15 protein-coding genes and 1 pseudogene are annotated in these 14,726 nt (G+C 70.1%); 12 read left to right on the top strand and 4 right to left on the bottom strand.

The genetic code is table 11. The annotated features are described in order from the left end of the window. Positions 1 to 37: 37 nt before the first annotated feature. The 12 genes from ACFQ7C_RS05795 (at position 38) to ACFQ7C_RS05850 (ending at position 12,432) form a co-directional block, all read left to right on the top strand. The gene (locus tag ACFQ7C_RS05795) at positions 38 to 1,345 is read left to right on the top strand and encodes an ABC transporter substrate-binding protein (protein ID WP_378898561.1); all 1,308 of its coding nucleotides are present in this window, start codon (positions 38 to 40) and stop codon (positions 1,343 to 1,345) included. Positions 1,346 to 1,457: 112 nt separating this feature from the next. Then, the gene (locus ACFQ7C_RS05800) at positions 1,458 to 2,390 is read left to right on the top strand and encodes a carbohydrate ABC transporter permease (RefSeq protein ID WP_378898562.1); all 933 of its coding nucleotides are present in this window, start codon (positions 1,458 to 1,460) and stop codon (positions 2,388 to 2,390) included. After that, positions 2,390 to 3,355, top strand: a complete 966-nt coding sequence (locus tag ACFQ7C_RS05805) for a carbohydrate ABC transporter permease (RefSeq protein WP_378898563.1) — start codon at positions 2,390 to 2,392, stop codon at positions 3,353 to 3,355. The genes ACFQ7C_RS05800 and ACFQ7C_RS05805 overlap by 1 nt, the downstream gene beginning before the upstream one ends. A 4-nt stretch (positions 3,356 to 3,359) precedes the next feature. Next, a complete protein-coding gene (locus ACFQ7C_RS05810) occupies positions 3,360 to 4,049 on the top strand; it encodes a ferredoxin-NADPH reductase (protein ID WP_378898564.1) in 690 nt (229 codons plus the stop codon). A 47-nt stretch (positions 4,050 to 4,096) separates the two neighbouring features. Further along, a complete protein-coding gene (locus ACFQ7C_RS05815; RefSeq protein WP_378898565.1) occupies positions 4,097 to 5,281 on the top strand; it encodes a glycoside hydrolase family 88 protein in 1,185 nt (394 codons plus the stop codon). Continuing rightward, positions 5,278 to 6,234 (top strand): fumarylacetoacetate hydrolase family protein, encoded by a 957-nt coding sequence (locus ACFQ7C_RS05820; RefSeq protein WP_378898566.1) that lies wholly within the window; start codon positions 5,278 to 5,280, stop codon positions 6,232 to 6,234. Before ACFQ7C_RS05815 ends, ACFQ7C_RS05820 begins: the two co-directional genes overlap by 4 nt. Then, complete coding sequence (kduD, locus tag ACFQ7C_RS05825; RefSeq protein WP_378898567.1) at positions 6,231 to 6,995, top strand: 2-dehydro-3-deoxy-D-gluconate 5-dehydrogenase KduD; 765 nt, start codon at positions 6,231 to 6,233, stop codon at positions 6,993 to 6,995. Before ACFQ7C_RS05820 ends, kduD begins: the two co-directional genes overlap by 4 nt. A 41-nt stretch (positions 6,996 to 7,036) precedes the next feature. Next, the gene (gene kduI / locus ACFQ7C_RS05830; RefSeq protein ID WP_378898568.1) at positions 7,037 to 7,882 is read left to right on the top strand and encodes a 5-dehydro-4-deoxy-D-glucuronate isomerase; all 846 of its coding nucleotides are present in this window, start codon (positions 7,037 to 7,039) and stop codon (positions 7,880 to 7,882) included. Between the two features lie 103 nt (positions 7,883 to 7,985). Continuing rightward, positions 7,986 to 8,882 carry a sugar kinase gene (locus tag ACFQ7C_RS05835; RefSeq protein ID WP_378898569.1) on the top strand — a complete coding sequence of 299 codons (897 nt, stop codon included), beginning with the start codon at positions 7,986 to 7,988 and terminating at the stop codon, positions 8,880 to 8,882. Between the two features lie 87 nt (positions 8,883 to 8,969). Further along, positions 8,970 to 9,632, top strand: a complete 663-nt coding sequence (locus ACFQ7C_RS05840; protein WP_378898570.1) for a bifunctional 4-hydroxy-2-oxoglutarate aldolase/2-dehydro-3-deoxy-phosphogluconate aldolase — start codon at positions 8,970 to 8,972, stop codon at positions 9,630 to 9,632. A gap of 53 nt (positions 9,633 to 9,685) precedes the next feature. Next, entirely contained in the window at positions 9,686 to 11,431 is a 1,746-nt protein-coding gene (locus tag ACFQ7C_RS05845; RefSeq protein WP_378898571.1) for a beta-galactosidase family protein, read from the top strand. Positions 11,432 to 11,541: 110 nt separating this feature from the next. Beyond that, a complete protein-coding gene (locus tag ACFQ7C_RS05850; protein WP_378898572.1) occupies positions 11,542 to 12,432 on the top strand; it encodes a carbohydrate kinase family protein in 891 nt (296 codons plus the stop codon). Here the strand turns inward: ACFQ7C_RS05850 and ACFQ7C_RS05855 are convergent. The 4 genes and pseudogenes from ACFQ7C_RS05855 to ACFQ7C_RS05870 all read right to left on the bottom strand — a co-directional run. Continuing rightward, the gene (locus ACFQ7C_RS05855; protein WP_378898573.1) at positions 12,413 to 12,838 is read right to left on the bottom strand and encodes a pyridoxamine 5'-phosphate oxidase family protein; all 426 of its coding nucleotides are present in this window, start codon (positions 12,836 to 12,838) and stop codon (positions 12,413 to 12,415) included. The two genes, ACFQ7C_RS05850 and ACFQ7C_RS05855, sit on opposite strands and share 20 nt — an antisense overlap. Positions 12,839 to 12,915: 77 nt before the next feature. Beyond that, on the bottom strand, positions 12,916 to 13,458 hold the full coding sequence (locus ACFQ7C_RS05860; protein WP_378898574.1) for a GrpB family protein: 543 nt from the start codon (positions 13,456 to 13,458) through the stop codon (positions 12,916 to 12,918). 107 nt (positions 13,459 to 13,565) lie between these two features. Then, entirely contained in the window at positions 13,566 to 13,847 is a 282-nt protein-coding gene (locus ACFQ7C_RS05865) for an HNH endonuclease (protein WP_378898600.1), read from the bottom strand. Positions 13,848 to 13,868: 21 nt separating this feature from the next. Continuing rightward, positions 13,869 to 14,714 (bottom strand): annotated as a pseudogene (locus ACFQ7C_RS05870) (DUF222 domain-containing protein); the annotation flags it as partial. Between the last annotated feature and the right edge of the window lie 12 nt (positions 14,715 to 14,726).

Raw genomic sequence — 14,726 nt, forward strand, 5'->3', positions numbered from 1 at the left:
GAGGACGGGTCCGCAATCACAAAGGAGTACCCCCAGAATGAAGCGCTCATACGCTGCCGCGGCCGGCATCGCCGTGGTCGCAACGCTCGCTCTCGCCGGCTGCAGCGGCGGCGGCGACGACGCGGCCGCGCCCGAGGAGTCGTCGGGTCCGGTCACGCTCACCCTCTCGGGCTGGAGCCTCGACACGACGCCCGAGTTCCAGGCGCTCGCCGACGCGTTCCACGAGGAGAACCCCGACGTCACGATCGAGCTCAAGGGCTACGACGCCGCCGAGTACAACACCCTTCTGACCGCCGACCTCGCCGCTGGCTCCGGGCCCGACATCATCACGCAGAAGGAGGTCAAGTTCGTCCCGACGTTCGTCGAGGGCGGCCAGCTCCTCGACGTGTCGGACGTCGAGCTGCCCGAGGGCATCAGCGGCGCGGCCTCGTACGAGGTCGACGGCACGGCGTACGCGGTGCCCTACCGCAACGACTCGTGGGTGCTGTACTACAACAAGGCGCTGTTCGACCAGGCCGGTGTCGAGTACCCCGACGGCTCGTGGACGTGGGACGACTACAGCGACGCGGCCGCCGCTCTGACCGACGGCCTCTCGGCCGCGGGCAGCGCCGCCAAGGGCACCTACCTGCACCGCTGGCAGTCGACCGTCCAGGGCTTCGCCAACGCGCAGGCCGACGGCGACATCCTCGCGGGCAAGTACGACTACATGGAGCCCTTCTACGAGAACGTCCTCGCGCTCCAGGACGGCGGCGACCAGGTCGACTACAACACCAGCGCCGCCAACCAGCTCACCTACCAGGGAGAGTTCGGCAAGCAGAACGCCGCCATGCTGCCCATGGGCACGTGGTTCGTCGCGACGCTGATCGCGCAGCAGGCGTCGGGTGACGCAGACGACTTCGAGTGGGGCATCGCGCCGATCCCGCAGGAGTCCTCGAAGACCGCCGGTCTCGACAACACCCCGGTGACCTTCGGCGACCCGACCGGCTTCGGCATCAACGCGGGCATCGACGAGGCCAAGGTCGCGGCCGCCAAGAAGTTCCTCGCCTTCACCGCCGGCGAAGAGGGCGCGCAGATCCTCGCCGGCATCGGCATCACGCCGGCGCTGCTGACCGACCCGGTCGTCGAGACGTACTTCTCGGTCGACGGTGCTCCCACCGACGACCTGTCGAAGTTCGCGTACTCGACCCACGAGGTCTTCCCCGAGAACCCGACGTCGAACAAGACGGCGGCGATCCAGGGCATCCTCAACGACATGCACACCGCGATCATGTCCGGCTCGAAGAGCGTCGCCGACGCGATCGCCGAGGCCGAGGACCGCGTGGCCAACGAGGTCGGTCTCGACTGATCCACTCCCCCTTCGACAGGCTCAGGGACCAGTTCCGAGTCCCTGCCCGGAACCCGGTTCCTGAGCCCGTCGAAGGACCCCCCGACTTCACCACCCCCACTGGAGGTCCGCCATGGCGACCATCACCGCCACAGAGGCCGGCACCGCGCCGCCGCCCGTGCGCCGCCGGCGCTCGAAGCTGCGGCTGCGCAACACCCTGATCGGGTGGAGCTTCATCCTTCCGAACTTCCTCGGCTTCGGGCTGCTCACCCTCATCCCGATCGTCGTGCTGTTCTACATGTCGTTCACGAACTGGAACGTGTTCGGCACGGCGAACTGGGTCGGCCTCGCGAACTTCGAGCGCCTCCTCGGCGACGGCAGCTTCCGCATCTCGGTCGTCAACACCCTGTACTACTCGGTGCTGCACATCCCGCTGACGATCGCGGTCTCGCTCGGTCTCGCCCTGCTGCTGAACAACAAGCTCCGCGGCGTCGCCTTCTTCCGCACCGCCGCGTTCTTCCCCTACATCACCTCGATCGTCGCGATCGCGGTCGTGTGGAACCTGCTCTTCAGCCCCGAGTACGGCCCGATCAACGAGTTCCTCCGGTTCATCGGCATCCAGAACCCGCCCGGATGGCTCACCTCCCCCGAGTGGGCGATGCCCGCCGTCGTCATCGTCGGCACGTGGCGCGACATGGGCTACTACATGATCCTCTTCCTCGCGGGCCTGCAGACGGTCCCTCGCGAGCTGCACGAGGCCGCCCGCGTCGACGGCGCCAACGTGTGGCAGCGGTTCGTCAACGTGACGCTGCCGTGCCTGCGCCCCACCATGTTCTTCGTCACCGTGATGCTGACGATCAACTCGTTCAAGATCTTCGACCTGATCCTCGTCATGACCGACGGCGGCCCGGGTCAGTCCACCCTCGTGATGTCGCAGTTCATCTACCGCAAGGGCTTCGAAGAGAGCCAGTTCGGCTACGCGTCGGCCGCCGCCGTGGCGCTGTTCTTCATGTGCATCCTCGTCACGATCGTGCAGTTCCTCTGGAACAAGAAGCGGAGCAACTGATGGCTGCCACTGAGATCCAGCGGGAGGCCGACGAGATCATCGCCGACTTCACCCCGCCCAAGGGCGCCCGTCGGGGCCTGCGCAAGCTCGCCGAGGAGGCACCCGAGCCTCGGCTCGAGATTCCGACCGAGCGGATGACGCCCGGCCGCCGCATCGCGCGCATCGCGATGTACGTCGGACTCGTCATCTTCGCCATCGGCCTCCTGACGCCGTTCGTGTGGATGGTGCTGAGCTCTTTCAAGTCGGCCAACGAGGTGTTCTCGGTGCCGGTGAAGTGGCTCCCCGAGACGTGGGTGTGGCAGAACTACATCGACATCTGGACCGAGTCGAACATGCTCGTCTGGATCCGCAACACGCTGTTCCTGGCCGTGGTCGTCACGTTCCTGCAGGTGCTGACCGGCTCGTTCGCCGCGTACGGCTTCGCGCGCATGCGCTTCCGCGGCCGCGACGTACTGTTCCTGCTCTACGTCGGCACGATCGCCGTCCCGTGGCAGTCGTACATGATCCCGCAGTTCATCCTGCTGTCGAACTTCAAGGTGTCGAACACGCTGTGGGCGATCATCCTGCTGCAGGCGTTCGGCGCGTTCGGCGTGTTCCTGATGAAGCAGTTCTACGAGACCATCCCCGAGGAGCTCTCCGAGGCGGCACGACTCGACGGCCTCAGCGAGTACGCGATCTGGCGCAAGATCATGCTGCCGCTGTCGATCCCGGCCCTCGCCTCGCTGACGCTGCTCACGTTCGTCAACACCTGGAACGACTACCTCGGACCGCTCATCTACCTGCGCAACCCCGACCTCTGGACGATCCAGCTCGGCCTCAAGAGCTTCGTCTCGAACCTGTTCGACACGAACTATGCGCTGCTGTTCGCGGGCCTGACGATCTCGGTCATCCCGATCGCGATCATCTTCCTGCTCGGCCAGAAGTACTTCGTCGAGGGCATCGCGACGAGCGGTCTGAAGGGCTGACGCCATGAAGAAGCTCAACGGGCTGGTGTCGCACGACACGTGGGCGTCCCTCATCGGGATGATCTACCTCGGGCTCATCGTGAACCTGCTGCTGGTGGTCTCGTCGCTGCCGCTGGTCGTGCTGCTGGTGACGACCGACCCGCTGTACTCGTGGCCGCTGCTCGCGCTCGCGGCCCCGCTCGCCGCCCCCGGTCTCGCCGCCGCGTTCCGCGCGTTCCGCGAGCACGGGGACGGCGGGCTCGGCCCGATCCGCGCGTTCGTCGCGGGGCTGCGCGCCACGTGGCGCCGGGCGCTGCTGGTGGGCGCGGCGGTGACCGCGGTCGTCATGGTGCTGCTCGTGGACGTGCGGATGCTGTCGAACACGGCCGCCGCCGTGTTCACGGTGCCGCTGCTCGCGGTGCTGGCGCTGCTGGCGATCTCGGTGGGGCTCGTCGCCCTGGTCGCGATCTCGGAGGTGCCGACCGCGCGGCTCCGCGACGCACTGCGGGCGAGCCTCTATCTGAGCCTGCGCCGCTGGTACCTCACCGCGGCATCGCTCGCAGCCCTGGCGGCCCAGATCGCCGTGTTCGCCACCGCGCCCGCGCTCGGGCTCGGGCTCACGGCATCCGCCGCGCTCTTCTTCGCGTGGACCAACTCGCGCTTCACGCTTCGCCCCGTGCTCGATCTCGACGAGAAGGCGCCCGCGCAGGCCTGAGCCCGCGGCATCCGTTTCTCCGTATATACCTCAGAAGGAATTTCTCCATGACGTCCACCTCGCCCGCTGCGGGCACCACCGAGACCACGACCGACGCGGCGATCGCCGCCGCGCTGTCGACGATCCGGCGCAACATCGCGAAGTTCGGAGGCTCCTACCCCGACGACACGACGGTGGACGACCGCTACGAGCTGCGCCCCGCCGAGGGGAGCATCCCGCTGGGCGGGAACCGCGGCTGGACCACCAGCTTCCGCACGGGACTGCTGTGGCTCGCGTGGGAGCTCACGGGCGACGAGGACTACCGCGACGCGGCGCGCGCCGACGCGGCCGACTTCGAGCGTCGCGTGCGGGCCGAGGAGGACCTCGACACCCACGACCTCGGCTTCCTCTACACGCTGTCGACCGTCGCCGCCTGGCGTCTGGTCGGCGACCCGAGGGCGCGTGATGCGTCGCTGCTCGCCGCCGACCACCTGATGCGCCGCTTCCTGGAGCCCGCCGGCATCATCCAGGCGTGGGGCGACCTCTCCGACCCTGCCCAGCGCGGCCGCACGATCATCGACAGTCTCATGAATATGCCGCTGCTGACATGGGCCCACGAGCAGACGGGCGAGGAGCGCTACGCCGACGCCGTCGTGCGTCACACGGCGCAGCTGCGCGAGCACATCCTCCGCGAGGACGACTCCACGTTCCACACGTTCTACTGGGACGCCGAGACCGGCGCGGCCCTCCGCGGCGGCACCGAGCAGGGCGCCGCCGATGAGTCGTGCTGGGCCCGCGGCCAGGCGTGGGGCATCTACGGCTTCGCGATGAACTACGCGGTGACCGGCGACGAGCGCCTGCTCGAGGCATCCCGTCGCTGCACGGAGTACTTCCTGCGTCACCTGCCGGCCGACGAGGTGCCGTTCTGGGACCTCGTCTACACCGACGGCAGCGATGCCCCGCGCGACAGCTCCGCCGCCGCGATCGCGGTGTGCGGCCTGCTTGAGCTCGCGAAGGTCGAGACGGATGCTGAGGCCGCCGCCGAGTGGACCGCCCGTGCCCACTCGATCCTGGCGTCGCTCATCGCGAACTACACGCCGGTGAACGCCGAGGACTCGGACGCGCTGATCCTGCACTCGGTGTACGACCTGCCGAAGGACAACGGCGTCGACGAGGGCACCCTCTGGGGCGACTACTTCTACTTCGAGGCTCTGATGCGCGTGGTGCGTCCGGAGTGGAGGAAGTACTGGTGAGGCTCGTCACGTACGAGTCGCCCTCGGGTGCGCGGCCGGGAGCCGTTCTCGCGACGTCGCTCGGCGATCGCGTGGTCGATCTCGGCGCGATCGCCGGCACGGTGACGGAACTGCTGTCGTCGGACGCCGCTCTGGACGCGGCGCGGGCGACGGTGGCGGCGGCCGATCCGGAATCGCTGGCGGGACTGGACGCGTCGGCGCTGCAGGCACCGGTCGTGCCCGGCAAGATCCTGTGCCTCGGCTACAACTACCGCGGGCACGTACCTGACGGCGTCGACCCCACCGCGAACGACCCGGAGTACCCCGACGTGTTCGTCAAGACGTCGAACACGCTGGCGGGCCCGAACGACGCGGTCGTGATCCCGCCGGGGGCGACCGACGTCGACTACGAGGGCGAGGTCGCGGTCGTTATCGGCCGCCGCGCGCAGCGGGTCTCGCTCGAGGACGCCCTCGACCACGTCGGCGGCTACACGATCCTCAACGACGTCTCCGATCGCGCATGGCAGCGCCGGCAGAGCCAGTGGGCCCTCGGCAAGTGCTCCGACGGCTTCGCGCCGCTCGGGCCGTGGGTCGTCACGCCCGACGAGGCGCCGGACCCGCAGGATCTCCTCGTCGAGGTCGTGCGCGACGGGATCGTGACGGTGTCGCAGTCGACGTCGACCACGATCTTCTCGGTCGCGTATGTGATCCACCACCTCAGCCAGGTGCTGACTCTCGAGCCGGGAGACATCGTCTCGACCGGCACGCCGCAGAAGCTCCCCGCCGCCCAGGAGGCGCACCGCCCGCTCGCCGACGGCGACGCGGTCACCGTGCGCATCTCGGGGCTCGGCGAGCTGACCACCCGTTTCGTCGCCGCTCCACCTCCGTTCGCTGAGCGGGCGAGGAACGAGCGGGACGAAGCGCCCTCGAACCACTCGCAGAACCTCGGCGTCCACACGGGAGCACACGCATGATCCTCGATTCGTTCCGCCTCGACGGCAAGGTCGCACTCGTCACGGGCTCCAGCCGTGGGCTCGGCCAGGGCGCCGCGCTCGCGCTCGCGGAGGCCGGCGCGGATGTCGCGCTTGTCGACCGGGGCGACGCGTCAGCCACCGCCGAGCTGATCGAGGCGACGGGCCGCCGCGTGCACCGCGTGCAGCGCGACCTCGTCTCCGCCACGGCCGAGGAGCTGGCGTCGGCGGTCGACGAGGTCATCGCCGAGCTCGGCGGGCTCGACATCCTCGTGAACAACGCGGGAACCATCCGCCGCGCGCCCGCCGCCGAGTACCCGGCCGCGGACTGGGACGACGTGCTCTCGATCAACCTCGACGCGGTGTTCCACCTGTCGCAGGCGGCGGGTCGCCACATGCTCGCGCAGGGGAGCGGCCGCATCATCAACGTCGCGTCGATGCTGTCGTTCCAGGGTGGCATTCTGGTTCCGGCATACACCGCGTCCAAGCACGCGGTCGCCGGGCTCACCAAGGCCCTTGCGAACGAGTGGGCGGCGGCCGGGGTCACCGTGAACGCCGTCGCCCCCGGCTACATGGCGACCGACAACACCGCCCCGCTGCGGGCCGACGAGGACCGCGCCGCGTCGATCCTGTCGCGCATCCCCGCAGGACGGTGGGGCGCAGCATCCGATCTCCAAGGCGTCTTCGTCTTCCTCGCCTCGGACGCCGCCGCCTACGTGACGGGTGCCGTCATCCCCGTCGACGGCGGCTGGCTCGTCCGCTGACCCCTACGCACCGAGACACACGCAGAACCAGGAGAGAACCCGTGACCGAGACGCACATCCCGCAGCGCTACGCGACCAACCCCGCCCAGATCCCGGGCATGACGACGCAGGACCTGCGCGACACGTATCTCATCCCCGATGTCTTCGTGCCGGGCGAGATCCGCCTGACCTACACGCACCACGACCGCATCGTGCTCGGCGGTGCCGTGCCCGCGGGCTCGGTGCTCGAGCTCGGCGGATACCCCGAGATCCGCAGCGACTACTTCCTCGAGCACCGCGAGGTCGGCATCATCAACGTCGGCGGCACCGGCACGGTCACGGCCGACGGCGAGGTCTACACCCTCGTCAAGGGCGCGTGCCTGTACCTCGGCCGGGGCATCCGCTCCGTGTCGTTCGGCGATGCGGACGGCGAGACGGGCGCGCAGTTCTACCTGTTCTCGGCGCCGGCCCACACCGCCTACCCGTCGGCGCTCGTCTCGCCCGGCGAGGGCACGGTCCGCGAGCTCGGCGACCAGCTCACATCGAACCGCCGCACGCTCAACCAGTACATCCACGAGAACGGCGTCAAGAGCTGCCAGATCGTGATGGGCGTCACCGAGCTGCACCCGGGCTCGATGTGGAACACCATGCCGGCGCACACCCACGACCGCCGCACCGAGTGCTACCTGTACTTCGACCTGCCCGAGGACGCCCGTGTCATCCACCTCATGGGGGAGCGCGAAGAGACGCGTCACCTGGTCGTCGCCGACCGCCAGGCCGTCATCTCGCCGTCGTGGTCGCTGCACTCGGGTGTCGGAACGGCCGCGTACACGTTCATCTGGGCGATGGCTGGCGAGAACCAGGCGTTCGACGACATGGACGCCGCCCCCGTCACCGACCTGCGATGATCGCGGCGTCGATCCGCACGACGCGGTCCGCTGCTCACCTGTCGCGAAGTGCTGACGAAGCCGGCACATCGTGACAGGCGAGCATCCTGACTACGCTGGCGGGGTGCCCCGGACTCTGCTCACGATCGGCGAGACCATGGCGATGGTGACGCCCGTCGTCGCGACGCCCGTCGCCGACGCCGACGCGTTCCTGCTGGACGCCGGGGGAGCGGAGTCGAACGTCGCCTCGCACGTGGCCGCGCTCGGGCACCGCGCCGTGTGGTTCAGCCGACTGGGCGAGGACGCGCTCGGGCGCCGCATCGCGCGCCAGCTGACCGCGCGCGGCGTCGACGTCTCGCGCGTCGTGTTCGATGACGCGCACCCGACCGGCCTGTACGTGAAGGATCCGGGCAACGGCGTCCTCTACTACCGCCGGGGCTCGGCCGCCGCGCACCTGTCGGACGCCGACGCGGACGACGTGTCGTTCGACGCCGTCGACCTGCTGCACGTCTCGGGCATCACGGCCGCGATCTCGGCATCCGCCGCGTCGTTCCTCTCGCGCGTGATCGCCCGCGCCCGGGAGCACGACGTGCGGGTCTCGTTCGACGTCAACCACCGCGCGCCGCTGTGGGACGCCGCGACCGCGGCGCCCGCGCTGCTCGAGCTCGCGCGCGGTGCCGACATCGTGCTCGTCGGCCGCGACGAGGCCGAGACGCTCTGGGGCACCCCGACCGCGACAGACGTCCGCGCCCTCCTGCCGGACGTCGCCGAGCTCGTCGTCAAGGACGGCGACATCGGTGCGACCGCCTTCGTCGGCGATGACGTGGTGTTCGAGCCCGCGCTCGTCGTCGACGTGGTCGAGCCCGTCGGCGCCGGTGATGCGTTCGCCGGCGGCTACCTCGCCGGCAGCCTCTCGGGCGACAGCGTGTCCGACCGCCTGCGGGCGGGGCATGCGCGCGCCGCCCGCACCCTGCAGACCACCACCGACTCGATCGACGAGCCCGCCGGCACTCCCACCTGACAGGTTCGGGGCGACGTACGCTTCGAACGCGCGCGGCGCGCCCGAACCCGAGAAGATGACCGAACCCGACGCACGAAGGACCTCCGCATGACCTCCCACACTCCCGAGACGGCTGGAACGGATGCTGCGGCCCAGGCCGCCTGGTTCGACGACGCGTTCGCCGGCGCGCCGCTCATGGCGATCCTCCGCGGCATGGGAGTCGAGCGCTCGGTGCGCCTCTCCGAGACGGCGTGGGACCTCGGAATCGACTCCGTCGAGGTGCCGCTGCAGACCGACGAGGACGAGCGGGCTCTGCGTGCTGTCGTCGAGGCCGCGAACGCCCGCGGCAAGAGCGTCGGCGCCGGCACCATCGTCACGCCCGACCAGGTGGCGCGCGCCGCGGACGCCGGTGCGGTGTATCTCGTGTCGCCGGGCCTCGATCCGGTCGTCGTGCGGGCGGCACAGGGCGCCGGCATCCCGATCCTCCCCGGTGTCGCCACTCCCAGCGAGGTGCAGCTCGCGGTCTCGCTCGGGCTGACGTGGCTGAAGGCGTTCCCCGCGACGTGGCTCGGCAGCGGCTGGTTCAAGCACATCCGCGGGCCGTTCCCGCAGGTGAAGTTCGTCGCCACCGGCGGACTGGACGCGTCGAACGTCGAGGAGTTCCTCGATGCCGGTGTGCGCGTCGCCGCCGTCGGCTCCGCCCTCGAGGACGCCTCGCAGCTCGAGCGCCTCGCCGCGGTGCTGCACGCCCGCACGGGCACGGCTCGATGACCTCCGCCGAAGACCGCTCACCTGTCGTTAACGGCCGTGCGGACGCGCAGAACGTGACAGGTGACCAGCGGTTCGCGATCGGCGAGACCGACTTCCTGCTCGACGGCGAGCCCTTCCGGGTGCTCGCCGGGGCGCTGCACTACTTCCGGGTCCACCCGGGGCAGTGGGCGGATCGCATCCGCAAGGCGAAGCTCATGGGTCTCAACACCATCGAGACCTACGTCGCGTGGAACGCCCACGAGCCGGTACGCGGAGAGTGGGACGCGACCGGCTGGAACGACCTCGGCGCGTTCCTCGACCTGGTCGCCGCACAGGGGATGCACGCGATCGTGCGGCCCGGGCCCTATATATGCGCCGAATGGCATAACGGCGGCTTGCCCGTGTGGCTGACCGCCCTCGAGGGCGTCGGCCTCCGCCGCTCGGAGCCGAAGTACCTCGCCGCGGTGACGGCGTACCTCGAGCGCGTCTACGAGATCGTCGCTCCGCGGCAGATCGATCGCGGGGGACCCGTCATCCTCGTGCAGATCGAGAACGAGTACGGCGCCTACCGCGATGACACCGCCTACCTCGAACACCTCGTGCAGGTGACGAAGGACGCCGGCGTCACGGTGCCGCTCACCACGATCGACCAGCCGACGGACCAGATGCTCCGCGACGGGAGCGTCGCGGGCGTGCACCTCACGGGTTCGTTCGGCTCGCGAGCCTCCGAGCGCCTCGAGACCCTGCGCCGCCACCAGCCGACCGGCCCGCTCATGTGCGCCGAGTTCTGGGACGGCTGGTTCGACTGGTGGGGCAACACGCACCACACGACGCCGGCCGCCGCATCAGCTGCGGAGCTCGACGCGCTGCTCGCCGCCGGGGCATCGGTGAACTTCTACATGTTCCACGGCGGCACGAACTTCGGCCTCACGAACGGCGCGAACGACAAGGGTCGCTACCTGCCGATCGTGACGTCGTACGACTACGACGCTCCGCTCGACGAGCGCGGCGATCCGACCGCGAAGTACTTCGCCTTCCGCGACGTCATCGCGAAGTACGCGCCTGTGCCCGACGAGGTGCCTGCGGCGAGTGGCCCCGCGCCCACGTTCTCCGTGGCCGTGGAGGAGGTCGAGGCGCGGGCGGCAGCGTCCGTTTCCCGTCACGATGTGCCGCCGACGTTCGAGGAACTCGGGCACCTCAGCGCCCTCGTCTCGTACGAGACCGACCTCGACGGCCGCGGGGGAGTGCTCCGCTTCGGCGAGGTGCGCGACCACGCGTGGGTGTCGGTCGACGGGGTGTCCGTCGGCACGCTGTCGCGCACGCGTCACGAGGACGCCCTCGTGGTGCCCGCCGGCCACCGAGTCCGCGTGCTCGTGGAGGAGCAGGGCCGCGTCAACTACGACGTGCGCCTCGGCGAGTCCAAAGGCCTGATCGGTCCGGTGACGCTCGCGGGTGAGCCCCTCACCGGGTGGACCGCGACGCCCATCGATGTCGCTGCCCTCGGTGCTTCGGCGGCGGATGCTGCGACCCCGGCATCCGCGGAGTCCGGCGTCGCCCCGTTCGTGCTGCGTGGTTCGTTCCCGCTCGATGAGCCGGCCGACCTCTTCCTCGACACGAAGGGCTGGGGCAAGGGCTTCGCGCTCGTGAACGGCTTCCTGCTCGGCCGCTACTGGTCGAGCGGACCGCAGCGCACGCTCTACGTGCCGGCCGCGGCGCTGAACACGGGCGAGAACGTGGTGGTGGTGGTCGAACTGGATCGCGTGACCGAGTCCGAGGTGCGCTTCGTCGCCGAGCCCGACCTCGGCCCGCTCGAGGAGTAGCCGGCGGCGGCGCGGCGGGTGAGCCGTGATCGGCGTCTGGCTGCCGGCGTCGTCGTTCCCGGGGCTCTGCGGCTGGGATACGACGTCGCCGTTGCTGGTTGACTGGGCGGATGCCCCATGCTGACGCCCGGGTCGCCGTGTGCGGACCCGCCTCGTGGAACCAGCTCATCCTCCTCGACCGGCTTCCCGAGCCGGTGCCGCATATGCAGTTCGCCCTCGGCGACCTGCACACGCTCGGCGGGACGTCGGCCGGCAAGGCTCTGCACCTCGCAGACAGGGGTGTCGAGGTGACGCTGCATGCCCTGCTCGGGACCGACGACGAGGGCAGCCGCGTGTCGGCGGCGCTGGACGCGGCGGGCGTGCGGGTCGAGGCCTACGCCTCGGATCGCACCGAGCGTCACGCGAACCTCATGACGGCGGCGGGGGAGCGCGTGAGCCTCTACCTCGCGACGCCGTCCGAGGCGTCTGCCGGCGCGATCGACCGCACCGAGGCCGCGCTCACCGTCGCGGACCTCGCGGTCGTCGATCTCAGCGAGGTCGGCATGGCGATCGTGCAGCGCCGGCTCGCCGGTGCGGCTGGCGCCCCGATCTGGACCGACCTGCACGACTACGACGGGTCGGCGGAGTTCCACGAGCCGTTCCTCCGCGCCGCCGATGTCGTCTTCATGAACGACGACGCGACCGACGATCCCTGGGCGCTCATGCAGAGCTGCCTCGACCGCGGCCCGCGCCTCGCCGTGTGCACCCTCGGCGCGCGTGGCGCCGTCGCGCTCGCCGCGTCGGGCGAGCGTGCGACGGTCGATGCGGTTCCCGTCGAGGTCGTCGACACGAACGGCGCCGGCGACGCCTTCTTCGCCGGGTTCCTCGCCGCCTCCCTCACCGGCGAAGAGCTGGACGGATGCCTCGCCGCCGGCGCCCGTCAGGCGGTCGTGGCGCTGTCGTCCGAGCACCTGCATCCGGCCATCGCCGGCCCCGGCAAGATCACCAGCGCGCTTCGGTGACCTTCGCCGGGCTTGCTGACGCGTCGTAGACCCGCACCCACGCGGGGCGGACCACGACGACCGCGAACTCGGCGTCGAGTGCGCGCGACCCGGGGAACTGCGCGTTGTAGGCACCGCCGTACTCCTCACGCAGCGTGCCGTGGACGATCGTCCCGAAGCCGTCGATCTGCACCGACACCGAGCCGTCCGTCCCGATGACGACGGCGATGCGGTGATCGTGGCGGAGATTCTCGGCCTTGCGTGAGCCGACGAGGGTGTCGAACACGAGCGTGCCGTCGTCGAGTGCGGCGATCCCGACGAGCGCGGCCTCGGGTGCTCCCGACGGTGTGACGGTCGCGACGACGCCCTGCGCTTCGGAGCGCACGAAGGCCACGAATGCCGGAACGTCACTGGGATCGAACGCCATCCGCTCACAGTACGGCAGAGACAGCCGCCGGGGCATCGACTCGCAAGACAGCGCATGCTGCGCCCCGACGCCGCTCGTCAGAAGCCGGTGTTCAGGGCGAGGATCGCACGCTTCTCCGCATCGGTGAGGTCGGAGAGTGCGAGCACTTCCTGCAGCACCGGAGACTTGAGCGCGAGGTATGTCTCGATGCGCATGGCCGGGTCGCGTGCGAGCTCGGTCTTCACTGCGCCGTACCGATCGCGAAGGTCGGTCCGTTCGCGGAGGACTGCACGTACCGCGAGGTGGTTGCGGAGGTGGAGCGTCCCCTCGACGCACACGTACACGTTCCGCCGGGGGTCGTCGTCGGGTGCGGCCATCGACTCCCGATCGGTGACGCCGAGGTCGCCGCGGTGGGTGTAACCGGTCGTGACCAGCGCCGCGATCGCTGGCGCCGCGTGCTCCCGGGTCACGACGACGTCGATGTCGATGACCGGCTTCGCCGCGAGCCCCGGGACCGACGTCGATCCGACGTGCTCGATCGCGAGCACCGGAACGCCCTCCAGCGCTCGCTGCAGCTCCGCCGCGACTCGTTCGAACTGCCGTGGCCACTCGTCCGAGTAGGGAACGACGACGATCGCCATCTCCCCAGCCTCCCACCTCGACCCTCGACCGCGCATGCGCCCTCGTGGCCCCTTCTCGTCGGTCGCCGCTCCGACCTCGGCCGGCGTGCGCTCCCGTACTTTGCGCGTCACGCCGCCTCGAACCGCCGTGGCGACTTCGATCTCAACTCGACGGGCTCGCCGATCTCGCCCGTGGTGGGGTCGGGCGGTGGATGAAGCCGATACGTGTCGGCGTCGGTGATCGGGTCACGGGTGCGCGTGATGCGCCATCGCTGGTTGTGAAGGCGCAGATGGCAACTGCGGCAGAGCGCGATACCGTCGTCGACATCAGTGCGGCCGTGATGCTCCCACCAGTGATCGATGTGGTGATATTCGCACTGCGAGATCGGAGCGCCGCAGGACGGCCACATGCAGCCGCCGTCGCGGGCGGCGATCGCGATGCGCTGCTTCCTCGTGAACAAGCGCAGCTCGCGGCCGATGTCCAGTGGGCGTCCGTCGGGTCCCCACATCACGGGGATCGCTGCGGAGTCGCACAGACGTGCCTCGACGACCCCGCCGGGGAGCGCTTGTCCGCCGTCTTCGATGTGTCCGACCCCGGTCACCCGCATCTCGCCGCGCTCATCCCTGCCGCCGACCGCGGACGCTTCGACGATGATGCGCACTCCCGGTTGCCGGTCGCCGAACGCCTGCTGAGGGTCGGCGTTCGCGCCCGTGCGCATCACGGCCATGATCGTGTCGTACTGCAGCTGCTCGTTCGTCCGTTCGTCCGCCTCGGCCGCGCGCGTCTTCTCCGCGGCGTCGGCGCCGACGAAGCGGGGGCCGCGACGGGGCCGCAGCGCCGCCTGCAGAAGCGCATCGACCCAGGCGCCGGCCTCATCGTCGAAGAGAACATGGGCGTGACGCTGGCCGTCCTGGTCGGTCCAGGTGCGGAACGACCGCGCCGCGAAGCGCTCTTCGAACCGAAGCGTGACCCCGACCGGATCGAGTCGGTCTCGTGCAATGCGCGCCTGGCTGCGCAGGTCTTCCACGGGCAGTGCGGCCGCTTCGTCCAGCAGCACCTGCACGGCGCGAGCCCACGCCTGCGGGAGGAAGTCCGGCGCAAGTTCGGGGTAGCGCTCCACGGGCGGTTCGCCGAGCCCGGTGCGAATCGCCTGGAACTGCGCCTGCGTCAGGCCTCCCGACGCGAGTGCACCCCGAAGCGCGCCGAGCCACGCCTCGGCGATCGGTGTCGGCGAAGCGCCCGCACCCTCCGCGTCTGCCACCGGCACTACCGCGGCGGGAGCGAGCTC

It is taken from the genome of Microbacterium sp. NPDC056569 (assembly GCF_042793475.1).
Taxonomy (GTDB): Bacteria; Actinomycetota; Actinomycetes; order Actinomycetales; family Microbacteriaceae; genus Microbacterium.

Coding starts and splice junctions, on each gene's coding strand:
- ACFQ7C_RS05840 (WP_378898570.1), top strand. CDS start 8,970: ATGACCTCCCACACTCCCGAGACGGCTGGAACGGATGCTGCGGCCCAG.
- ACFQ7C_RS05805 (WP_378898563.1), top strand. CDS start 2,390: ATGGCTGCCACTGAGATCCAGCGGGAGGCCGACGAGATCATCGCCGAC.
- kduD (WP_378898567.1), top strand. CDS start 6,231: ATGATCCTCGATTCGTTCCGCCTCGACGGCAAGGTCGCACTCGTCACG.
- ACFQ7C_RS05795 (WP_378898561.1), top strand. CDS start 38: ATGAAGCGCTCATACGCTGCCGCGGCCGGCATCGCCGTGGTCGCAACG.
- ACFQ7C_RS05850 (WP_378898572.1), top strand. CDS start 11,542: ATGCCCCATGCTGACGCCCGGGTCGCCGTGTGCGGACCCGCCTCGTGG.
- ACFQ7C_RS05800 (WP_378898562.1), top strand. CDS start 1,458: ATGGCGACCATCACCGCCACAGAGGCCGGCACCGCGCCGCCGCCCGTG.
- ACFQ7C_RS05855 (WP_378898573.1), bottom strand. CDS start 12,838: ATGGCGTTCGATCCCAGTGACGTTCCGGCATTCGTGGCCTTCGTGCGC.
- ACFQ7C_RS05810 (WP_378898564.1), top strand. CDS start 3,360: ATGAAGAAGCTCAACGGGCTGGTGTCGCACGACACGTGGGCGTCCCTC.
- ACFQ7C_RS05860 (WP_378898574.1), bottom strand. CDS start 13,458: ATGGCGATCGTCGTCGTTCCCTACTCGGACGAGTGGCCACGGCAGTTC.
- ACFQ7C_RS05865 (WP_378898600.1), bottom strand. CDS start 13,847: ATGTGGCCGTCCTGCGGCGCTCCGATCTCGCAGTGCGAATATCACCAC.
- ACFQ7C_RS05815 (WP_378898565.1), top strand. CDS start 4,097: ATGACGTCCACCTCGCCCGCTGCGGGCACCACCGAGACCACGACCGAC.